The 20,588-nt window shown below is 67.3% G+C and carries 18 protein-coding genes, 1 tRNA gene and 1 pseudogene; 12 read left to right on the top strand and 8 right to left on the bottom strand.

Features of this window, described 5'->3' with window-relative positions; translation table 11 throughout:
• Positions 1–178 precede the first annotated feature (178 nt).
• Positions 179–478, bottom strand: a complete 300-nt coding sequence (locus IT293_01690; GenBank protein ID MCC6763349.1) for a hypothetical protein — start codon at positions 476–478, stop codon at positions 179–181.
• A gap of 590 nt (positions 479–1,068) precedes the next feature.
• On the bottom strand, positions 1,069–2,184 hold the full coding sequence (locus IT293_01685; protein MCC6763348.1) for a hypothetical protein: 1,116 nt from the start codon (positions 2,182–2,184) through the stop codon (positions 1,069–1,071).
• A gap of 831 nt (positions 2,185–3,015) precedes the next feature.
• Between IT293_01685 and IT293_01680 the strand changes: the two genes are divergently transcribed.
• On the top strand, positions 3,016–3,291 hold the full coding sequence (locus IT293_01680) for a helix-turn-helix domain-containing protein (protein ID MCC6763347.1): 276 nt from the start codon (positions 3,016–3,018) through the stop codon (positions 3,289–3,291).
• A 16-nt stretch (positions 3,292–3,307) separates the two neighbouring features.
• Positions 3,308–4,369, top strand: a pseudogene (locus tag IT293_01675) (site-specific integrase).
• A 167-nt stretch (positions 4,370–4,536) separates the two neighbouring features.
• On the opposite strand, the gene IT293_01670 reads toward IT293_01675, so the two are convergent.
• Positions 4,537–4,608, bottom strand: a tRNA-Gly gene (locus IT293_01670).
• 236 nt (positions 4,609–4,844) lie between these two features.
• Between IT293_01670 and IT293_01665 the strand changes: the two genes are divergently transcribed.
• The 4 genes from IT293_01665 to IT293_01650 are packed head-to-tail and all read left to right on the top strand — an operon-like array spanning position 4,845 to position 7,909.
• Positions 4,845–5,423 carry a D-sedoheptulose 7-phosphate isomerase gene (locus IT293_01665; protein MCC6763346.1) on the top strand — a complete coding sequence of 193 codons (579 nt, stop codon included), beginning with the start codon at positions 4,845–4,847 and terminating at the stop codon, positions 5,421–5,423.
• A complete protein-coding gene (locus tag IT293_01660; protein ID MCC6763345.1) occupies positions 5,398–6,219 on the top strand; it encodes an SAM-dependent chlorinase/fluorinase in 822 nt (273 codons plus the stop codon). Before IT293_01665 ends, IT293_01660 begins: the two co-directional genes overlap by 26 nt.
• 50 nt (positions 6,220–6,269) lie before the next feature.
• The gene (locus IT293_01655) at positions 6,270–7,142 is read left to right on the top strand and encodes a site-2 protease family protein (protein ID MCC6763344.1); all 873 of its coding nucleotides are present in this window, start codon (positions 6,270–6,272) and stop codon (positions 7,140–7,142) included.
• Positions 7,143–7,144: 2 nt separating this feature from the next.
• Entirely contained in the window at positions 7,145–7,909 is a 765-nt protein-coding gene (locus IT293_01650; GenBank protein ID MCC6763343.1) for a polyphenol oxidase family protein, read from the top strand.
• Between the two features lie 13 nt (positions 7,910–7,922).
• On the opposite strand, the gene IT293_01645 is transcribed toward IT293_01650, so the two are convergent.
• Positions 7,923–8,795, bottom strand: coding sequence for a 2-oxo acid dehydrogenase subunit E2 (locus IT293_01645; protein MCC6763342.1), 873 nt, complete (start codon positions 8,793–8,795; stop codon positions 7,923–7,925).
• Between the two features lie 122 nt (positions 8,796–8,917).
• On the opposite strand from IT293_01645, the gene IT293_01640 reads away from it, so the two are divergent.
• Positions 8,918–9,208: a hypothetical protein gene (locus IT293_01640; protein MCC6763341.1), complete on the top strand. Its 291-nt coding sequence runs from the start codon at positions 8,918–8,920 to the stop codon at positions 9,206–9,208.
• Here the strand turns inward: IT293_01640 and IT293_01635 are convergent.
• Positions 9,196–11,400 carry a UvrD-helicase domain-containing protein gene (locus IT293_01635; GenBank protein ID MCC6763340.1) on the bottom strand — a complete coding sequence of 735 codons (2,205 nt, stop codon included), beginning with the start codon at positions 11,398–11,400 and terminating at the stop codon, positions 9,196–9,198. The genes IT293_01640 and IT293_01635 overlap by 13 nt on opposite strands.
• 151 nt (positions 11,401–11,551) lie before the next feature.
• Here IT293_01635 and IT293_01630 point away from each other — a divergent pair, with 151 nt between their 5' ends.
• From IT293_01630 to IT293_01610, 5 genes are all read left to right on the top strand, one after another.
• On the top strand, positions 11,552–12,142 hold the full coding sequence (locus tag IT293_01630) for an RlmE family RNA methyltransferase (protein ID MCC6763339.1): 591 nt from the start codon (positions 11,552–11,554) through the stop codon (positions 12,140–12,142).
• Between the two features lie 212 nt (positions 12,143–12,354).
• Positions 12,355–13,074 (top strand): SIMPL domain-containing protein, encoded by a 720-nt coding sequence (locus IT293_01625; GenBank protein MCC6763338.1) that lies wholly within the window; start codon positions 12,355–12,357, stop codon positions 13,072–13,074.
• 77 nt (positions 13,075–13,151) lie between these two features.
• Positions 13,152–14,279: a hypothetical protein gene (locus IT293_01620; GenBank protein MCC6763337.1), complete on the top strand. Its 1,128-nt coding sequence runs from the start codon at positions 13,152–13,154 to the stop codon at positions 14,277–14,279.
• A 4-nt stretch (positions 14,280–14,283) separates the two neighbouring features.
• Positions 14,284–15,063: a hydroxyacylglutathione hydrolase gene (gloB, locus tag IT293_01615; GenBank protein ID MCC6763336.1), complete on the top strand. Its 780-nt coding sequence runs from the start codon at positions 14,284–14,286 to the stop codon at positions 15,061–15,063.
• Positions 15,064–15,073: 10 nt separating this feature from the next.
• Entirely contained in the window at positions 15,074–15,853 is a 780-nt protein-coding gene (locus IT293_01610; GenBank protein ID MCC6763335.1) for an enoyl-CoA hydratase/isomerase family protein, read from the top strand.
• Between the two features lie 12 nt (positions 15,854–15,865).
• On the opposite strand, the gene IT293_01605 is transcribed toward IT293_01610, so the two are convergent.
• The 3 genes from IT293_01605 to IT293_01595 are packed head-to-tail and all read right to left on the bottom strand — an operon-like array spanning position 15,866 to position 20,588.
• On the bottom strand, positions 15,866–17,992 hold the full coding sequence (locus tag IT293_01605; protein ID MCC6763334.1) for a thioredoxin domain-containing protein: 2,127 nt from the start codon (positions 17,990–17,992) through the stop codon (positions 15,866–15,868).
• Positions 17,937–19,295 (bottom strand): peptidase M14, encoded by a 1,359-nt coding sequence (locus tag IT293_01600; protein MCC6763333.1) that lies wholly within the window; start codon positions 19,293–19,295, stop codon positions 17,937–17,939. Before IT293_01600 ends, IT293_01605 begins: the two co-directional genes overlap by 56 nt.
• 60 nt (positions 19,296–19,355) lie before the next feature.
• On the bottom strand, positions 19,356–20,588 hold the full coding sequence (locus IT293_01595; protein ID MCC6763332.1) for an acyl-CoA dehydrogenase family protein: 1,233 nt from the start codon (positions 20,586–20,588) through the stop codon (positions 19,356–19,358).

Genomic DNA, 20,588 nt, shown 5'->3' with positions numbered 1-20,588 from the left:
TGGGCATGCAGAGGAGCATGCAGAGGTGTGGAGGCTTTGCGTGGGGAGGTCACGGAGGTTCGAACGGAAGACGATAGGGGTCGGAGTTGTCAGCCGAAAGCAGCGGAGAGGCCCGGCGTCGAGAACAAAGAAAGGACCGCCAGCGAAATCGCCGACGGTCCGTGACTGCCCGTTTAGTTTAGTACTCGTCAGGCAGGAGGACGGTGGTTGCCGAGCGGTCAGCTTCGGTGATCACCCAGAACTTGACGCCTGCCGCTGAGTGGTAGACCGAGAACAGCCGGAAGCCCTCACGTAGGGAGAGCTCGTTCTCTTCCCAATCTTCGGGCCCGCAGTCGCCCCAGTCCCCGACCGCGTGGCGACGAAGCGCGCTCAGGATGTCGCCCGGCGTCAACGCCGCAAGGGCTCCCGGCGTACTCAGGGTCCTTCCGAGTTCGAATTTCCCCCGCAGCTTCTCGACCGTTGTATGTAGTTTACTCATGGTTTTTTTCTCCGATGTTACGGGCTAGCGGCTGTTCCCTCCGCCGGCCTTTGTGTCGTTGCTCGCTCTCGGAACTGAGAGCAGAGCGAACCTTGTTCGCTCATAGCGGCCGACACGCACGGCCCGCCGAGGGGTCAAGGCTCGCGCCTATGGCGCGACGAGCGGAGCGAGCTTGGCCTTGACGCCGCAAAGGCGGGTCGTGCTACCGGGAACTCTCGCAGGGCCCAGACCTGGGCTCACCAAGAGAAGAGCGGTTCCGAGGTGCCTACGGAGAGTCGAGGACGGCTGCTGCGGTGGTCAGCGCCGCCGCCCCTTCGGGCGACGACGCGGTGCTTCCTCGACAACTACGAGCTCCATGTTGTCGGCCACGTAGGTACGACAGATGACTGGGGCAGGCATGCCGGTTGTTGGGTCGATAGGCCAGGGCACGCGTGGGTGGTCCGCAGCCGCGTAACCGCGGATGAAGTCCGCCGAAACCCGGCGAGGCTTCCGGTACGTGACACGTAGTCTCGGAGCGGACACATCGACGCACGTAGCGAATAGGTCACGTGGTGCCAAGTGCGATGGCTCTACGACCAGCAGGCGCGTGACTATTGAAGTGCCGATTGATGTCGTGCTGCGAGGTCCTTGAAGATCTTCGTCAACAACGCGCCTCGACTCCGAACGCGAACGCCGCCTTCCTCTGCATCCCGGAGCTGACTGAGACCCTGCTGAACGAGGTCGGCACCGAGGGCCTCCGCGCATTTGGTCCACCACAGCACATCGTCGCGACTCCCGACGCGCGCGGTAATCTCCTGGACGAGAAGAGCAACCTCGGGGTCGAGGGACAGGGCTGCGTGGCGCGGGAGGCGGTAGCTCTGCGTGGGCTTGGTCCGCCGCTCGAACACGACGAGCCACTCACCCGTACGCGCGGATTTCTCGAAAGAGTATGCGCGAAGCGTTGGCACCCCGCGGGTGAGGAGACCGTCGGCAGCACGAGCAATGGTCGCCCGGAGGTTGTCGGGACGCGCCGCCTCAATCGGTAGGGCGCGCGCGAGGTCGGCGACGTAGCGCTGATGCCGTGCCTGCGAAACGAACTTCTTCGAGAGGTAGAGCGCAAGCCGCTGCTCCAGCGGCTTCAGTGAGTGGAACAGGTCGGAGTTGAACCCGAGCGAGAAGAAGCCGCGCGTCCGCGCGATTTGCTGAAGCACGCGGCTGACTTCGATGAAGCCAAACGGCAGCTCCTCTTGCCAGGAGTTGTTTGGGCGGGGCTTGAAGTAGCAAACGTCGCCGAACAATCGCCAGTGCATATCGACGTAAGCTTGGCGCTTCCGGTCCCAGAAAGCGTTCCGACAATGGAAATCGTAGCCGCGAAGGATATCGAGATCGCGGCGGAGTCGCGCGTAATCCTTGGTCGAGGGGTTCCGCGCCTCAGGCCACGTGCGAAGCAGGAGGGCGCGCGGTGTGCCGAATTGGATCTGCGTCCCGCGGCATCCTTGCTCGATGTAGAGCTGGAGGAGCTCGTAGAGTACCTGCTGCGTGGTTTGGCCCCCGAAGCCGAAGGGGCCGGGATAGACCTCCCAGTGACGTTCAATCCGCGCACCGTCCCTGCCGGTGATGGTATCGGCGTAGACGAGGGGCTCCCGCGAAGCCGTGTTTCGGTCGTTCTTGCTGTAGCGAAAGAGCGGGAATTCGGCGAGATCGAAGTCGTATCGGCCCGTGTCCATCGCATCGGACCGAGCTGCAAGCACCCTGTCGTCGTTTCGAAGAGACGACGATGGTGTCGAGGCTGGCGCGAGATTCTCCAGGCCTAATTGATCTAGGATGGTTTTCGCAGAGAATGGTTGTGTAATTCTTCCGTGCATATTTCTTCAAACTTAACCCGCATTGCGCTTTAATGCATTAAGATAATTTAAGATCATTCTTCTTTAAGAAGTACTTTACCTTCCCAGATCGCGGGTCGTTGCGGCCAGTTGCACCGACTTTTCCTACCGAAAGCACGAACCGTCCCTACTGAAAGCACGAACTTTGGCGGCAAGCTTCCTACTGAAAGCACGAACGCAGGGCGCGCGTTCCTACCGAAAGCACGAACGGCAAATGGCGGGCTGTGGATAACTCGGGCGCCCCCGCCCCGGCACCTCCGCACGGCCGCTGCCTCTCCCCCCGAGAAGCACAGCGGTGACGCTGCCCGCTCCACGCAACCTCGCGCCAGGCTCTCTGGCCTGGCACTCGGCCGCTCGTTCCACGCGCAGCGTAGCGCCTTTGACGAGGCCAATTTTTGGCCTCGCGGGCCTCACGTCGGGTGAAGGCCCGCTCACCCAAAAAAATGTTGTGGGGTGAGAAGAAAGGAGCACGACCAATGACAGGACGACGACCAGATTTTGTGGTGCACTCTGCGGTAGGAGCGCCGGGACGCCGCCGACGGCGAGAAGTCGGCGTGGCCTTTTGGAACGCGCGCAAGGACGCGCTGATGGTGCTGCTCGATGCGCTGCCGCTTTCGGGGAAACTCATCCTCGCGGAGCCGGCGAGCCGGCGACACGAGGCGGGAGAGCGCTCCGATGTCGCGCCCTGAGAACCAGCGTCGGTTGCGTGGCAAAGACTCGGGTCGCGGCGATGCCGACATCGCACGTGAACAGCTGCTCGACGTTAAGCAGGCGGCCACGATGCTCGGCGTCCGGCCGGGCACGCTCTACCAGTGGGCGTACAAGCGGCGGATTCCTGTGGTGAAACTCTTCGGTCGACGGGGCGCGCTCCGGTTTCGCTTGAGTGACGTGGCGCAACTGATCCAGGATTCCGTGCGCCCGGCGCGACCGTCCTCGGACGAGACGCGGTGAGGCGAGGACGACGTCCATGGCCGCGAAACCTGAACAACCGAAGCGGAAACCGCGCGAGCGTGGGCGCGGGGTGTTCGAGCGCCCTGTCGGCTCCGGCACCTGGTGGGTGCGCTACCACGACGAGCATGGACGGGAGCATCGCGAACGCGTGGGCGCGCGGGGGCTTGCGGTCGAGGTGTATCGGAAGCGCAAGACCGAGGTCGCCGAGCGACGCTTCTTTCCGGAACGCATTCGGCGGCGCGAGGTGCGCGTGGCCGACATGCTCGATGATTACCTGAGCCGCATCGAGCACACGCATCGGAGCTATTCCGAATCGGTGCGCCAGGCGGCGCTATGGAAGACGGCGCTTTCCGGGCGGACGCTTCGGGAAGTCGTGATGGGCGACCTGGAGCGCTACAAGGCCCGCCGGCTGTCGGGCGAGCTGAAGCCCGCGGAGCGCCGCATCCGGAAGCGACAGCGCGGGCGGGTCATGATTGCGACTGTTAACCGCGAGCTGAGCTTCCTTCGGCGGGTGTTCAACGTCGCCATCGCCGATGGATTCGCCGAAACGAACCCCGTCAAACCGACGCTCTTCGGGAAGGAGAACAACGCGCGGGTGCGCTTTCTGACCGAGGAGGAAGAGGCCCGTCTCCGGGCCGCCGTCGGCGAGGCGCACTGGCCGAAGGTGGCGCTCGCGCTCCACACGGGGCTCCGGCGGGGGGAGGAGTTCGGTCTCCGCTGGGAAGATCTCGATTTCCACACCGGGCTCATCACGATTCCGCGCGCGAAGAGCGGCACGCTCCGGCGGGTTCCGATGAACGATGCTGCACGCGAGTTGCTGCGCAGCCTCCCGAGTCGGCTCAAGAGCGCATTCGTCTTCCCAAGCCAGACCGCCAAAACGGCCCTGGATGCGAAGAACTTCGTGCACCGGGTGTTCGAGCCGGCGCTGCGCGAAGCGCGCGTCACGGGCTTTCATTGGCACGATTTGCGGCACACCTTCGCGAGCCGCCTCGTCATGGCGGGCGTCGACCTCCGCACGGTCCAGGAGCTCATGGGGCATCAGTCGTACGAGATGACCCTCCGCTACGCGCACCTCGCCCCGGCGCACACGCTCGAAGCCGTGCAGCGACTCTGCCGGAATGTCACGGACGTTGACTCCTCAACCGGCACCACTACCGGCACCAGCGCGTCCGAGACGAAAAACCCCGACAAAACACTGGACGTCGAAACGAGGGAAGCCCCTGACAACGCAGGGGCTTCGAAGAGAGCGGGCGACCGGGGTCGAACCGGCGACGTCCAGCTTGGGAAGCTGGCATTCTACCGCTGAATTACGCCCGCGTGGGTTCGTCGATAGCGGAGCCGGCGTGGCGTGACAAGTCGCGCGGCCGACCGTTTCCTGCCGCGCGGCGGCGTCACCGATCCCAGCCGAGGCACCGATGACGACGGTCTTCCCTTCGAAACGACGATGCCTGCGTCGGAGCCATGGGCGAGGCTCCGGACCGTCAAACGCGCCTTGACCTCGTTCCGGCGATTGACTTGAATGCCCGGCCTTGGCCGCCTCGACGACGCAGACGATCCGCAAGATCTTCGCGGACAGCCTCGCCGCCAAGCGCACGTTCCTGCGCGAGCACGGCGCACGCATCGCACCCGTCGCCGACCTGATCGTAGCGCGCTTCGCCGAGGGCTCGAAGCTGATGCTCTTCGGGAATGGCGGCAGCGCGGCCGACGCGCAGCACCTCGCCGCCGAGTTCACGAACCGCTTCATGATCGAGCGCCCGCCGCTTCCGGCGATCGCCCTCACCACCGACACGTCGGCGCTCACCTCGATCGCGAACGACTACGGCTACGACGAGACGTTCTCGAAACAGGTCGAGGCGCTCGGGAAGCCCGGCGATGTCGCGATGGCGTTCTCCACGAGCGGCAATTCGCCGAACGTGCTCCGCGGCGTCGAGGCGTGCCGCCGTCTCGGCGTCCACACGGTGGGGCTCACCGGCGGGAACGGCGGCAAGCTCCGGACGCAGGTCGACCATTGGCTGAACGTGTCGGCGAGCCGCGAGGCCGCGCGCATCCAGGAGACGCACATCCTGATCGGCCACGCGATCTGCCAACTGGTGGATGCCGCGCTCTATGGCGGCAAGCGCAAGAAAAAGTAGTCCGCCGGCGGCGACGGTCGTCACGCTGACGAGCGATTTCGGAACGCGCGACGCGTTCGTCGGTATCATGAAAGGCGTGATCCTGCGGACGGCGCCAGCCGCCCGTCTGGTCGATCTGACGCACGACGTACCGCCGCAGAACGTGCTCGCGGGCGCGTACGCACTCGCCGGCGCCGCGCGCTGGTTCCCGCGCGGCACGATCCACGTCGCCGTGGTGGACCCGGGCGTCGGCGCACGGCGCCGCGCACTCCTCGTCGAGACCACCAACGCGTGGTTCGTCGGTCCCGACAACGGCCTCCTGAGCCTCGCCGCGCCCGCCGCCGCGGTCCGCCGCGTCTTCGACGTGTCGCGCTCGCCCGTGCGCCTCCGTCCGGTGAGCCGGACCTTCCATGGTCGTGACGTCTTCGCGCCGGTCGCGGCGGCGCTCGCCGCCGGCGTCGATCCGCGGACGCTCGGCACACCGCTCCGCGCGATCGCGCGCCTGCGGACGCCCGCGCCCCGGCGTCACGGCGGAAAGCTCGTCGGGACGGTGCTGTGGGCGGACGGCTTCGGCAACCTCGCGACGAACGTCGGCCGCGCCCATCTCGCGCGCGCGGCCTTCCTGGGCCGGAGGCTTTCCATTACGATCGAGGGGCACGTGCTCCCGTTTCGGCCATCGTACGCGAGCGTGCCCGCCGGGCGCGCACTTGCGCTCGTCAACAGCTCCGATGTGCTCGAGATCGCCGTGAATCGCGGCTCCGCCGCCGAGCGGTTCGACGTCCGTCCGGGCACGACCGTCACCGTGGAGCGCGTGTAGCCATGGTCCCGCATCCGCACGACGAGGTCTTGGGCCCGCCAGGGTCGCCGGTGACGCCTCCGGCGTGGGTATCCGCAGAGACACCCGCACGCCGCAGCCGGCTCCGCCCGATCCACGTCGGACTCTTCTTCGCGACGCTCTTCACGACGACGCTCGCGGGGAGCTTCCAGGCGGGCGTGAACCCGTTCGAGGACTGGCGGCTGCTCGCGCGCGGTCTGCCCTTCTCGGCGACGCTCATGGGCATCCTGCTCGTGCATGAAATGGGTCACTTCGTGATGTCGCGCATCCACGGTGTCGAGGCGACCCCGCCCTATTTCATTCCCGGTCCGCCCTTCCTCGTCGGAACCTTCGGAGCGTTCATCCGCATGCACACACCGACGTCGCGCAAGGCGCTCTTCGACGTCGGCGCGGCAGGACCGTGGGCGGGATTCCTGGTCGCGATTCCGGCGGTGTTCTACGGGCTGACGCTCTCCGAAGTGCGCCCCCTCGCGCCCACGAGCGAGAGCCTCATGCTCGGCGAGTCGATGGTGTTCGTATGGCTCGCGCGCGCGGCGCTCGGCGTCTCGCCGTCCGACGCGACGATCTTGCTGCACCCGATCGCGCTCGCGGGGTGGTTCGGTCTCTTCGTGACGTTCCTGAATCTCCTGCCGATCGGCCAGCTCGACGGCGGGCACGTCGTCTATGCTCTGCTCGGACGCCGGCACCGCCTGGTCGCGCGCGCCGGCCTCCTGGTCATCGTCGGGCTCGCGTTTCTCGGCTGGCAGGGTTGGGTCATGTGGGCGATCCTGGTCACGATGCTCGGGCTCGATCATCCCTCGACGATCGACGACACGCCGCTCGACCCGGCGCGGCGCGTCGCCGCGTGGCTCACGATCGCGCTCTTCGGCGTGACGTTCATGCCGGTACCGATCGCGATCTCCTGATCGTGGCGAACGCCTACCCGCTGAGGGTTCCCGCATGGCGCGAGATCTCCGGCCTCGTTCACGGGTTCCTCGGTCGCGCACACGGCTTGCCTGCGGGCGCCTTCACGACCCACGACGTACGCGACGCGCTGGCGCGCGCTGGCGAGGCGCCTTGCCCCGTCGCGGCGGCGCGCCAGGTCCACGGCGCGACCGTGTTGTCCCCCGAGGATGTCCCGCTCGCGCGCGAGGACGGCGTCGGGATCGTGGCCGACGACCTTCCCGAGGGAGACGTCTGGGTGAGCGCGTCGGCCGACGTGGTGCTGACGATCCGCACCGCCGACTGCGTGCCGATCCTCCTGGTGGCGCCGCGCGCGCGCGCCGTCGCCGCGGTGCACGCCGGGTGGCGCGGCGCGCTCGACGGCGCGATCGAGGCGGCGCTCGCCGCGCTGGCGGCTCGGTACGATGCCCGCCCCGAGGACGTGTCGGCGGCGATCGGACCCGCGATCGACGGCTGCTGCTACGCGTTCGGCAGCGAGCACGTCGCCGCGTTCGAAGCGCGCTTCGGTCCCGAGGTCGGCGCGGCATGGCGTCGCGAGGGCGAGGCGTCGTTCCTCGATCTCCGCACCGTCTGCCGGCGCGCGCTCGAGCGGGCGCGCGTGCCCCGCGACGCGATCCACGTGCTCGGTCCGTGCACCGCCGGCCACCCGGACGAGCTGCATTCCTACCGGCGCGACGGCGCGCACGCCGGACGCCAACTGAGCTACATCGGCTGGCGATCCCGCGCCTGACCCGCGGCTGCTCCTAGCGCGCCGTGCCGGTCGCGGAGTCGGACGACGTCGTACGCGCCGGCACGGGACCAAGCTCCTTCTCCGGATCTTCCACCACCCGCCGGAGCACGGCCGCGATCGCCGTACCCTGGGCTCCGTCGATCATCCGGTGGTCGAACGTGCAGCCGAGCGTCACGACCGAACGCGCGACGATGCGGTCGCCCTCGACGACCGGCTTCTTCTGCACCTCGCCGATGAGAACGACGATCGGGCAGCGGCTCATCGGCACGAGCGGAGCGAGGGCGAAGCTCATGCCGAACCCCTCGAAGTTGCCGATGTTCGAGACCATGGCGCTCCCGAACTGGTCGGACTCGATACCGAGACGCGAGAGGTCGAGCTGGAGATCGTAGAGGAGGAACTCCATCGCGCGCACGGTCAGACCGAGCAGCGCGTTGGGAAGGCGGTGCACGAGGCTCTTGGTGCGCTCCACGCCGGGATCCGCGTGGCGTCGGACGCGCGCCGCGCGGGTGGCGAGCTCGCGCGCGATCTCGGCGAGCGGCATGGCGTCGACCCTCGTGAGCTTCGTGCCCGAGAGGTCACGGCCGCCCTCGGTCGCGACCTGCAGGAAGATATCGACGTCCTTTCGGAGAGCGATCCGGCGTCGGGTCACGATCCCGTTCGCCTGCGGCATGCGCTGGATGCCGAGCGCGAGCGCCTTGGTCACGAGGTGCGTCATGCGGACCTTCGTGCCGGAGACGCCGCTCAACGCGTCCAGGTACGGCAGGGCGCGATCGACCACCAGGTCCATCACCCCGTAGACCGTCGGGTCGTGGGGACGATCCCAGACGTGCGGCGCCAGACGGCGCCAGCTCGTCAGTTGCTGTGCGGGTTCGAAGAGCCTCCCCATCCCGGCGGCGCCGGATTCTAGGGACCGTTCGGGAGAATGTCCACGACCCGATCGGGGGTTGTTGGCCCATATCGAAGTTGGTAAGTTCGATGGCGGCCTGACGCTGGCCGGGGAGGGTTCTCATGCGGAAGCTCATCATGGTGGCGGTGGCGGCGGCGCTCCTGGGTAGTGCGCAACTCTCTTTCGCGGCCAACGGGGCCGACGACTACGACGACTCGCAGGCACACCCCCTTCGTCTCGCGGCCTACATCATCCACCCGATCGGGTTCACCCTCGAGTGGCTGGTGACGCGGCCGTTCCACGAGTTCGTGGCGCAACCCGATCTCGCACCCGTCTTCGGGCACACGTCCCACGAGTATTACGGGGACGCCCCGGTCGGAAATGCAAACTCCGCCGAGCCCTACCGCGAGTAGGTCGGCGCCGGGCGCTCGCTCGCCCCGCCGTCGTCGACTTCGCCGACGATCTCGAGGTTCGCGAAGCGTCGGATGAGCTTCTTCGTGCCCGCGCGTGCGAACTGCACCAGCAGCTTCTCCTGCTCGCCGCGTCCCTCGCTGCGCCGTACGATCCCGACGCCGAACGTCGGGTGACGCACCTTGGTTCCCGGCGGTAGGCACCCGTTCCCGCCGAAGGCCTCCGGTGCTTCCTGGCTGTAGCTGTAGTCCATGACGGGGCCGCTCGGAGTGCTCGGCACGCTCGGGAGACGCCGGAACGGCTTCTCGGCGGCCCTCGCCACCTTCACGTACTGTTCGGGGATCTCCTCGAGGAATCGGGACGGCGGCCGCTCGCTGATGGTGCCGAAGCGAAGGCGGCGCTCGGCGCGGAAGAGATAGAGCTCCGCGCGCGCGCGCGTCATGCCGACGTAACAGACACGACGCTCTTCCTCGAGCGCCTGCGGATCTTCGAGCGTCCGCTGGTGCGGAAAGATGCCCTCCTCCATGCCGAGCACGAAAACGACCGGGAACTCGAGGCCCTTGGACGTATGGAGCGTCATGAGCGTCAAGCGATCGCGCGCTTCGGCCGTGCGATCCCAGTCGGTGACGAGCGCCGCCTCCTCGAGAAAGCGTCCGAGGCGCGCCCGGGCCGCTTCGTCCACGGGCGAGCGCTCGTCAAAGTCGCGCGCGACGGCGAGGAGCTCGTCGATGTTCTCCCCCCGCGACGTCCGTTCGCCTTCCGTATCGTCGAGACGCTCGCGGTAGGACGTGAGCTCGAGGAGGCGTTCGAGCACCGTGGCGAGCGAGACCCCGTCGAGGGTCGTGCATAGTTGGTCCAACAAGTCGGCGAAGACGCGCACCCGACCCGCCGACGTCGACGCGAGGCCGGGGATCGGCGTCGCGCGCCGGAGGAGCTCGGTGATCGGAACGTCGGCCTCCCGCGCGGCGAGCCGCAGCGCCGAAACGGTCTGGTCGCCAATACCGCGCGTCGGCGTGTTGATGATGCGCTCGAGGCTCGCCTCGTCGGCGGGATTCATGAGCACGCGCAGGTACGCGAGCAGGTCCTTGATCTCCTTGCGCTCGTAGAAGCGTATGCCGCCGACGATCGTGTAGGGCATGGCGGCGCGCATGGCGGCTTCTTCGATCGCCCGCGACTGCGCGTTCGTCCGATAGAAGACGACGACGTCGTGGAGGCGCCGCCCCGCGTTCACCAGCCGACGAACTTCCGCCATGACCATCCGCGCCTCGGCGAGGTCGTCCTCGGCGACGGCGACGGTCACCGGGGCTCCCTGCGGGTTGGCGGTCCAGAGCGTCTTGCCCTTGCGATCGCTGTTGTTGGCGACCACCGCACCCGCCGCCGCGAGGATGGTCTTGGTGGAGCGATAGTTCTGCTCCAGGCGGATGACCGTCGCGTCCGGAAAGTCGCGCTCGAAGTCCAGGATGTTACGGATCTCCGCCCCGCGCCACCCGTAGATCGACTGGTCGTCGTCTCCGACGACGCACAGGTTCGGACGCTCCCCGCCCGCGAGCAGCCGCAGCAATGCGTACTGCGCCCGGTTCGTGTCCTGGTACTCGTCGACGAGCACGTGGCGCAGGCGCGTGCGATAGCGTGCCAGAACCTCGGGCTGCTCGCGTAGTACCCGGGCCGCCAGCATGATGAGATCGCCGAAATCAACGGCGTTCTGTCGTTTCAGGAGGCGCTGGTAGCACCGGTAAACGCGCACGACGACGTCGCCCGAGAGCGGCCGGCGCGCCAAGGCCTCCGGGTCGAGGCCTTCGTTCTTCGCGCGGTCGATCGCCCACGCGATCGCCGCCGGTGTTCCCGCCTGCTCGCCGATGCCCTCCTCGGCGAGGCATTGGCGCAGCAGCTTCGCGCAATCCTGCTCGTCGAAGATCGAGAAGGTGCTGGTGTATCCGAGGTGATGGACGTGCCGACGCAGGATCTGCGCCGCGGCGCTGTGAAACGTGCTCATCCAGAGCTCGCCGACCCGGCCGCCGACCATCGCGCCGAGCCGGTGCCGCATCTCGGCAGCAGCTTTGTTCGTGAAGGTGAGCGCGAGGATGGAGCGGGGCGACGTGCCGTCGGCGACGAGCGTCGCGACGCGGGTCGTGATGACGCGCGTCTTCCCGCTCCCCGCCCCGGCGAGCACGAGCAGCGGGCCCTCGCCGTGCATGACCGCTTCCCGCTGCCGCTCATTCAATTCGACCGCCACGTTCGTCTCCTCCAGATCGAAGTTCCCGAGCGTGCGGGACGCCTCCTTGTAGTCGACACGGCACGAGAAGGGAACTTTGCGATCGCCACGAAGCTGCTAGGGAAGAGCCATCGTGTACGAGCGAAAGGACGCGCTGCACCAACGGGCCAAGCGCGAGGGGTACCGCTCGCGCGCGGCCTACAAGCTCCTCGAGCTGCAGAAGCGCACACGCGCCGTTCGACGCGGCGACGTGGCGCTCGACCTCGGGGCGTGGCCGGGCGGCTGGCTGCAGGTCCTGGCGGACCTCGTGGGTCCCACCGGACGCGTCGTCGGCGTCGACGTCGCAGCGATCGACCCCTTGCCAGCTCCGCAGATCACGGTGCTCCGCGACGACGTCACCGACCCCGACTGCGCGGGGCGCGTCGCCGTCGCGCTCGGAAAGCGCGCGGACGTCGTGCTCTCGGACCTCGCCCCGAAGCTCACCGGCATCGCGCCGCGCGACGCGGCGCAGTCGGAGATCCTCGCCATCGCGACGCGCCGGATCATCGCCCGCGTGCTCCGGCCCGGCGGGACCCTCATCATGAAGACCCTCGGCGGCCGCGAGGGAGAGGCCGCGCACGCTGAGCTCAAGAAACTCTTCCGCGGCGTCCGCCAGCTCGGTCTCGAGTCCACCCGCAAAGGTTCATCGGAGCTGTATATCGTCGCCGTGGATTTCAAACCCTGAACTATCCGCTTACACCGACTCCTGAAGCAGCGCCCGACAACGTGCTCAGCGGCGCGCGCCGGGAGATGACCGGCCTCGGCGCGCGGGTTCTCCGCCTTCATGATCGTGTCGGCCCGGGCCGGGCCCGGAAGCCTGGCGCCGATGCGCTGCGCCGAGTAGTATCTCCGCCTCTCGGGGCGTCGGTCCCCGGCGTTACGGTGGGAGGGCAAGCTATGCGGTCGGGTTGGTCGTGGCTCACGGTCGTGCTCGCGACGGGCATTGCCGCGTCGGTCGTCGGCGCGGAGGAGTCGCCGCGCAACATCACGGTCGTCGGGGTAGGGCGTGAGATCGGCGCCCCGGACGTCGCCCGGTTGAGATTCGCGGTCGAGCAGACCGCGCCGACCGCGCAGGCCGCGAGCCAGGCGGCAGCCAGGAGCGCTACGCAACTCGTCGAGGCGCTGCACAAACAGCTCGGCGAGGACGGAAAGGTGCAGACGAGCGGATACGACCTGCGCCCGGTCTACCGTCAGGAGGCCGGTCGTATGCCGCCTGATCGCCCGCATCGTCCCGAGATCGTCGGCTACACCGCCTCCAACGAAGTGACGGTCGAGACCCGTCGCGTCGACGCTGTCGGTGCCCTCATCGACACAGCGGCGAGCTCCGGAGCGGCACGCATCGGCGAGGTGTCGTTCGGGCTCCGCGATCCCGGGCCGGCGCGCAACCGCGCGCTGAAAACCGCCGGGGCCGACGCCAGCGGTCAGGCCGCGGCGATCGCGGAGGCGCTCCAGGTGCGGGTGGCCCGCGTCCTCGAGGCCACGACCGAGGGTGGGGCCGGCCCCATCTCGTACAAGCGGGCGGCAATGGCGATGGCGGCGGAGTCCGTAGCCACGCCGATCGAGCCGGGAGACGTCACGACCGAGGTTCGCCTGCGGGTGACGTACGGAATCGAATGAGCCGCTCGGACTTGCGCTCCGCTCCCAACCATACGCATGATCGACCGGAGCGTCGTAGCTCGGGGAGGGGAATGAACGTGCGCGAGGCATCGCAACGGCCGAGTCGGTCCAAGGCACGAACGGCGGCGGAGAGTAGCGAGGCGGAGACGACGCTCCATCGGTTGCGGGCACGCGGCGAGCGTCTGCTGCAATGGTTTCCGGAGCTGCGGAGAACCTGGCAGCGTGATGCCGAGCCGAACCTCGAAGCCCTGCTCGGACAGCTGCAAGCGCTCGGCGGACAGGTCGGTCGTCGGGCCCAGAAAACCGGACGAGATCTCGAAGCCCGCGTCGAGCGGCTTCTCGGCGATCTCGAGCGCCAGGCCGTGCGAGGTCTCGGACCCCTTCTCTCGCGAGCGAATCTCGCCTCGGGTAGCGATCTCGCCGACGTCCACGAGCGCCTGCAGGACCTCGAAGCGCGCCTCGCGCCGCTCGCGGGTCGCCATGCGGAGCTCGCGGAGCGCCACGATGCGCTCGCGGCGCGCGAGGCGGATCTCGCGCGGCGCCACACCGAACTCGCGGAGCGGGACACCGAGCTCGGTGCCGCGCTCGACGCGGTCCGCATGACGCTCATGGAGGCCCGTGCGGACGCCATCGAACGCCTGCGCGAGATGACCATGCGACTCACCGCGAGCGAGGAGCTGCAGCACGACCTCGGCCGCGTTCACGAGCACCTCGATGCACTCTCCAAGGAGCAGGTCGCGAGAAGTCTCGACATCGGAAAGCTGCACGACCGCTTGGTGCGCCTCGAGATGCGCATGGGCGACCTCGTGAAGGAGCAAGGGGTTCAGGTGAACCTCCAGCAAGAGACGGAACGCCGGCTCGTCGATATCGATCATGCGGCCGGCGAGGCGGCGCGCGTCGCCCAATACGTCCACAACCAGGTGGAGGGTGCGGCAGCGGACGGACGCGCGACGGACGCACGCCTCACGGCCCTCATGTCGGCGCGGAACGGTGACCACGACGAACTCACGCGTCTCGCGGACCTGCTCGGCAGCATCCATCAGACGCTACGGCAGGTCGATCTGCGGCTCGGCGATCTCGGAGAACGGTACGCGGCGGTGCGCGACGAGATCGCGAACCTGGCGGTACGGGTGAGCCATCTCGAGCTCGCGCCGACGCAGCCGGTCTCCGCCACCCTCCTCGTGGGAAGCACGGAAGGCCACTGACCGCGTGGAGATCGTTCCGCTTCCGCTGCTCTCGGACAATTACGGCTACCTGCTGATCGATCCCGACGTCAGGCGCGCCGCGATCGTCGATTGCTCGGAAGCGGGACCGGTGCTCGCGGAGGTGGAGCGGCGCGGGCTTCGCCTCGAAGCGGTCCTCTCGACCCACCACCACTTCGACCACGTCGGCGGCAACGAAGATGTCGCCCGCGCGCTCCCCGGAATCCGCGTCATCGGGTCACGCGCCGATGCCGCGCGCGTGCCGGCGATCACGGAGGGTCTCGACGACGGCGAAGAATTCGAGGTGATCGGCTGCCGCGGCCGCGCCATTCTGATCCCGGCTCATACGAGCGGCCACCTCGCGTACTTCTTTCCGAGCGCCGGTCCGAGCGTGTTCTCGGGTGACACGCTCTTCGCCGCAGGCTGTGGACGGCTCTTCGAAGGATCGCCCTCCCAGATGATGCACTCCCTCGGCAAGCTCGCGATCCTGCCCGACGCGACGCAGGTTTGGTTCGGACACGAGTATACGGAAAAGAACCTGCGCTTCGCGCACGAGCTCGAGCCGACCAACGCCGACATCCGTGCCAAGCTCGCGCGCGTCGAAGCGCTCCGAAGGGACGGCGCGCCGACAGTGCCTTCGACGGTCGGTGAGGAGAAGCGAACGAATCCGTTCCTTCGCTGGGAAAGCGCTGAGCTCCGCCGGACGTTGTTGCAGCGCTTCCCCGACCTTTCGACGGACGCCGTCGCGGTCTTCGCGAAGACACGCGAGCTCAAAGACGCCTTTTGAGAGTTTTTGCATGACCTGCCCCGAGCTGCTTTCCGAGCGCGATGGCGCCATCGCGCTCATCACGCTGAATCGCCCCGAGAAGCGGAATGCTCTCACGGTGCCGATGCTCGAGGCGTTCCGTACGGCCGTTCGCGATGTGGCGACATCCTCCGATGTTCGGGTGCTCGTCGTCCGGAGCGCTGGCACGGCCTTCTGCGCCGGCCTCGATCTGAAGGAGATGGGCCTCGCGCGACGCGCCGACGGCAGCGTCGAGTATCCGGAGATCGAAGGCGTCCTGCACGAGCTCGAACGCTGTCCGATACCGACCATGGCGATGATGCAGGGTGATGCAATCGCCGGAGGGCTCGAGCTCGCGCTCCACTGTGATCTGCGCGTGGCGGGTGCGGGAGCACGCATGGGCATGCCGCTCGCGAAGATCGGGCTCGTCGTGCCCTTCCCGTTGACGCAGAAGCTCCTCGACACGATCGGAACGGCGAAGACGAAGGAGATGCTGTTCACCGGAGAGCTGCTCGGCGCCGACGAAGCCTGCGCGGCCGGTCTCGTCACCCGCGTCGTTCCGGACGCCGAGCTCGAGGCCGCAGCGCGCGCGCTCGCGGCGGACATCGCCGCGAATGCCCCTCTCTCGCTGCGAACCATGAAGGCGGCCATCGCCGAAGCCAATGCGTTCCGGAACGCACAGCCTTCGGCGGAACTCGCGGCCCAGGCGGCCGCCGCTCGGAAGAGCGAGGACCTGCAAGAAGGCCTCCGTGCGGTCTTCGAGAAGCGCCGCGCCGTGTTCCACGGTCGCTGAATCGGCCGGCGATCAGCCCCGGGCCGGCTCCAACAGCGGCTCGAGCTCTTCCCAGGTCGTGGCGGGCGCCGAGCACGTGTAACGGTGGCACACGTAGGCGGTCGCGCGTCCCGCGATCTGCGTCTTGCCCTCGGCGAGCGGCATCACCACTCGCTGGTCGGGATCGGCAATCGCGATCGTCTTGTTCGGTACGTAGGTCGAGTGCACGCGCGCCGCGAGCGCTCGCACGTCGCGATCATCGCGGCCGCCCACGATCACTATCTCACGCGGCTTCCGCCGATGAAAATCCATGGCGGCAATCATGTTCGCGAAACCGAACGGATTCTTGCTCATGCCGACACCAAATACGGCGAGCGCCCGCTCTGCCGCCGTCATGAAGCGCTCCTCGCCGAGGTAGTGATGGAGGCGCAACAAACCGTGGACGGCCGCTGAGTTTCCGGAAGGAATCGAGCTGTCGAACGCGGGCTTCGGTCGATGCACCAGCGTCTCGTGGTCGCTGGCGGTGAAGAAGAACCCGCCGCCTTCACGATCCTCGAAACGATCGACGACGGCGGCGCCGAGATCCCGCGCCTCGTACAGAAGCGCGGGGTCGGCGACGTCCTCGAACACGTCGAGCAGCGCGTTCATCAGGAACGCGTAGTCGTCGAGATAGGCATCGAGCTTCGCCTCGCCGGCGGTCCAGGTACGGAGCAATCGCCCGTCACGGTAGAGCTGCTCGTGTACGAAGCGCACCGCTCGCTCGGCCGCCTCGCGATACCTCACATCGCCGAGAACCTTCGCTGCCTCGGCGAAAGCCCCGATCATGAGCGCGTTCCAGCTCGTCAAGATCTTCTCATCGCGCGCCGGCGGCACCCGCCGTGAGCGCGCCGTGCGCAGCGCGGTGCGCGCCTTCGCGACGGCGTGGGCGACCGCCTCGACGGACCTGCCGAAGAGTCGTGCCATCGGCTCGGTGTCGAGGGTCCGGTGCAGGATGTTCTTGTGCTCGAAATTTCCCCCCGGTGTGACGTCGTAAAGACGGCAGACGAGCTCGACGTCGGCGGCGGCGACGGCGGCCGCCACCTCCTCAGGCGTCCAGACGAAGAACTTGCCCTCGACCCCCTCGCTGTCGGCGTCCTGTGCCGCATAGAAGCCGCCGTTCGGATGCGTCATCTCGCGCAGTACGTAATCGAGGGTCTCGCGAGCCACTTGCGCGAAGCTCTCGTCCCCCGTCGCTTGGTATCCCTCGAGATAGAGGCGCACGAGAAGCGCGTTGTCGTAGAGCATCTTCTCGAAATGGGGCACCAGCCACTGCGAGTCGACGGAGTAGCGATGGAAGCCGCCGCCGATCTGGTCGTGGATGCCGCCCGCGTCCATGGCGCGCAGCGTGGTCACCACCATCTCGAGGAACCGCGGTTCACGCGTCGCGTGCCAGGCGCGGAGGAACAGCGAGAAGACCATCGTGTTCGGAAACTTCGGAGCGTCCCCGATGCCACCGTGGCGCTCGTCGTAATGCCGGGACACCGCACGCGCGGCGCCAATGAGGAGATCAGCGGGGATATCGCCCGCCGTCGCCGCCTGTTCGCTCTCCTTGAGGCCGGCGAGAATCTGCTCGATGCTATCGCGAATCTGACCCGGCTTGGTGCGGTACGCTTCCGAGATGCCGGCCAGCACGCGCGGGAAGCCTGTCATGCCCTGCCGGTCGACGGGGGGGAAGTACGTGCCACCCCAGAACGGCGCGCCCGTCGGCGTCAGGAACACCGTGAGCGGCCAGCCGCCGTGTCCCGTCAGCATCTGCACGGCGCTCATGTAGATATGGTCGAGATCCGGCCGCTCCTCGCGGTCGACCTTGATACACACGAAGTGCTCGTTCATGAGGCCGGCGATGGCTTCGTCCTCGAAGGACTCGCGCTCCATCACGTGACACCAGTGACACGCCGAGTAGCCGATGCTGAGGAGGATCGGCTTGTTCTCGCTGCGGGCGCGCTCGAGCGCCTCGGGACCCCATGGATACCAGTCGACGGGGTTATGCGCGTGTTGCAACAGGTACGGGCTCGTTTCGTGGATCAGTCGGTTCGTGTGCGCGTGATCCACGAGGAGGCTCCGATCAGTAGCCCACTGGCGATCCGCCCGGGCTCGCCTCGCGCCACGCGGCGAGCGCATGGAGGCCGGCCCCCACTTGCACCGCCACCAACTTTTGGAGCGGCAGTGTCTGCAAGTTGCTTTGACTGGTGATCTGCCCACAGACCTCTTCGAGCCGACGTCGCACCACGCGCGATACTTCTTCGTTCCCGCGCGCCACGGCCAACCGGTACACCTCGCCCAGGTACAACATGTGCTGGAACACGCGACAGACCGTGGAGTCGAAAGCCTCGGCGCGGGTGGCTTCCCTCGCGTACTGCGGCGCTTCCACCTCACGCTTCAACGCGGCAAGCCGCTTCGGCGTCTTCTTCGTGTACTCGTCGACCGACCGATACAAGCGGTCGCGCGGCGCGCCGCGCGACACGATCGCGAAGTACTCGCGGATGTCGTGATAGATCGAGTCGACCCGGAAAACTCCCTGCAACATGGCGTCGCGCCGCGAGATGCCGGCAGGCGTCCGATCCTGCAGGACGGGGTCGAAATAGTACGGCAGCTCGCTGACGAGGGAATACCCGGCCGTCACGCTCTTGAGGTGGTCGTCGGAACTCGTACCGCCTTCGATGAATGGAGCCGGATCCTCGCTCAGGTTGCGGGCCAGGTAGTCGTACGTCTCTCGCACCCCGAAGAGCGCGAAGATCCCTTCATCGAAACGCTTCACGTAGGGTGCTTCCGGCTCGCCCTGGTGGATCGGCAAGCCCTGGGACGCGGCGACGCGGCGCAGACGCGGGAACAACCCGGGAAGCGGGCGAGAGACGTAGAAATACACCCCGCAGAAGCCGGCGTTGTGGAGCGAATAGAGGAAGGTCGGCCGGCTCTGGTCCACCACTTCCATGACCGCCTTGGTCTCCGGGCACGGCGATTGGAAGTGCAGGCTCTTGTAGTGGACCGGGAAACTCCACTCGATCTGCTCGCGGCGGGGCGGCCGATAGAAGTTCAGCGCGTAGGTGAGCGGCGTGAAGGCCTCCTTGAACCACCCCTCGTTGAGCAGCGTGCCATCCGGATCGGAGCACTTGATGACGTAGAACGTGTAGCCGAGCTCGTCCCGAAGATCGTCGTCTTCGCAGAGCCGTCGGGTGAGGAACTCCAGTGTGAGCGTCCCGATCGGCTCGTTCGGGTGCGGCGTGCCGAGAAGCAGCGCCCGCTTGGGCCCGGTGCCTATCGTGAGCATCTCGATCGGTCGCCCCTCGGTCGACGTCCCGATCGTCCGCAGCGTGACGAGCTTCGGGTAGCGCCGCGCGAGGTCACGTGAGCTCGCCGAGAGCTCCTGGACCGTCAGAAATTCTCGATAGTCCGGTACGTCGCCGATCAACTGGTAGACATCCATGTGGACGCGAAAAGTACCACACGGCTCTTCTACGTGAAAGGAAACGCCGGGATCGCGCCGCTAGGAAAGCTCCTTGCTCGAATAGCCGAGGATGCGGCGAGCGATGATCATCATGTTGATCTGCTGCGTGCCCTCGAAGATGTCGTTGATCTTCGCGTCGCGCATCCACTTCTCGAGGAGCAGCTCGCGCGAGTAGCCGAGCGGCCCGAGGATCTCAACGGCCTTCTGCGTCACCTGTGTGACCACCAGGCCGGCCTTGGCCTTCGCCATGGATGCCTCGAGATTGTTTCTCTGACCCCGATCCATCATCCACGCCGCTCGCCAGGTGAGCAGGCGTGCCGCCTGGAGGTTCGCCTCCATGTCCATGAAGTCGCGCTCGATGGCGGTGAGCTTATGGACCGCCGTACCGTAGCGGATCGGAATGTTCTGGCGCTTCAGCTCCTCGCGCACGAAGTCGAGCGCGGCGCGTCCCACACCGATCGCGCTCGCGGCGACGATGGGCCGCGTGGCATCGAACGTGGCCATGACACCCTTGAACCCCTCACTCGTCTTCGGAACCTCGGGGCTGCCGAGAATCTGATCGAGAGGAATCCGGCAGTCCTCGAAGATGAGCGTCGCCGTGTCCGAGACGCGAATGCCCATCTTGTCTTCGCACTTGGCTATGGTCATGCCCGGCGTGCCCGCGTTCACGATGAAGGACTTGATCCCGGCGCGTCCGGCGGAGCGATCTACCGTCGCCCACACCACGATGAAGCCGTTCGATTTGCTGGGGTCGCCGGCCATGAGACCACTCGTGCAAAAGATCTTGGTGCCGTTCAGCACCCAGTGGTCGCCGTCGCGGACCGCCGTGGTCTGGATCGCCGCGCTGTCGGAGCCGGCGCCGGGCTCGGTGATCGCCATGGCGGACCACACCGCCTTCTCGCCCTTGAATCGCGAGAGGAACCGCTCCTTCTGCTCCGGCGTGCCCGCGGCCATGACGGCCGCACCGCCCAGTCCTGGCCCCGGCATCGCCAGGTACAACCCCGCGTCACCCCACGAGAGTTCTTCGACCGCGACGCACGTGCGCAGATTCCGCTCGGCGTCGGGCCGCGGCTCCGTCTTGTCACGATTCTCTCGGCCCGGCCCGATGCCGGAGTTCTTGGAGAGTTGCCACGTCATGTTGATGAAGTCCCACGGCTTCTCGTGCTCGCGCTCGTCGTAGTCGCGGGCGATGGGACGCATGGCGTGCTCCGCGAGCATGTGAAGCTGCTCGCGCGTCGCGACGATGTCCGGGGAGAGCTCGTAGTCGATCAT

The organism is Deltaproteobacteria bacterium, from assembly GCA_020848745.1.
GTDB lineage: Bacteria > Desulfobacterota > Binatia > UTPRO1 > UTPRO1 > UTPRO1.
The sequence above is the reverse complement of the archived record's forward strand: the minus strand, read 5'-3'. Positions and strand labels throughout refer to the sequence as shown.

Coding starts and splice junctions, on each gene's coding strand:
- IT293_01625 (MCC6763338.1), top strand. CDS start 12,355: ATGCGGTCGGGTTGGTCGTGGCTCACGGTCGTGCTCGCGACGGGCATT.
- IT293_01605 (MCC6763334.1), bottom strand. CDS start 17,992: ATGCGCTCGCCGCGTGGCGCGAGGCGAGCCCGGGCGGATCGCCAGTGG.
- IT293_01635 (MCC6763340.1), bottom strand. CDS start 11,400: ATGCACGGCGAGGGCCCGCTGCTCGTGCTCGCCGGGGCGGGGAGCGGG.
- IT293_01680 (MCC6763347.1), top strand. CDS start 3,016: ATGTCGCGCCCTGAGAACCAGCGTCGGTTGCGTGGCAAAGACTCGGGT.
- IT293_01645 (MCC6763342.1), bottom strand. CDS start 8,795: ATGGGGAGGCTCTTCGAACCCGCACAGCAACTGACGAGCTGGCGCCGT.
- IT293_01685 (MCC6763348.1), bottom strand. CDS start 2,184: ATGGACACGGGCCGATACGACTTCGATCTCGCCGAATTCCCGCTCTTT.
- IT293_01610 (MCC6763335.1), top strand. CDS start 15,074: ATGACCTGCCCCGAGCTGCTTTCCGAGCGCGATGGCGCCATCGCGCTC.
- IT293_01690 (MCC6763349.1), bottom strand. CDS start 478: ATGAGTAAACTACATACAACGGTCGAGAAGCTGCGGGGGAAATTCGAA.
- IT293_01600 (MCC6763333.1), bottom strand. CDS start 19,295: ATGGATGTCTACCAGTTGATCGGCGACGTACCGGACTATCGAGAATTT.
- IT293_01595 (MCC6763332.1), bottom strand. CDS start 20,588: ATGATCGACTACGAGCTCTCCCCGGACATCGTCGCGACGCGCGAGCAG.
- IT293_01640 (MCC6763341.1), top strand. CDS start 8,918: ATGCGGAAGCTCATCATGGTGGCGGTGGCGGCGGCGCTCCTGGGTAGT.
- IT293_01660 (MCC6763345.1), top strand. CDS start 5,398: ATGGCGGCAAGCGCAAGAAAAAGTAGTCCGCCGGCGGCGACGGTCGTC.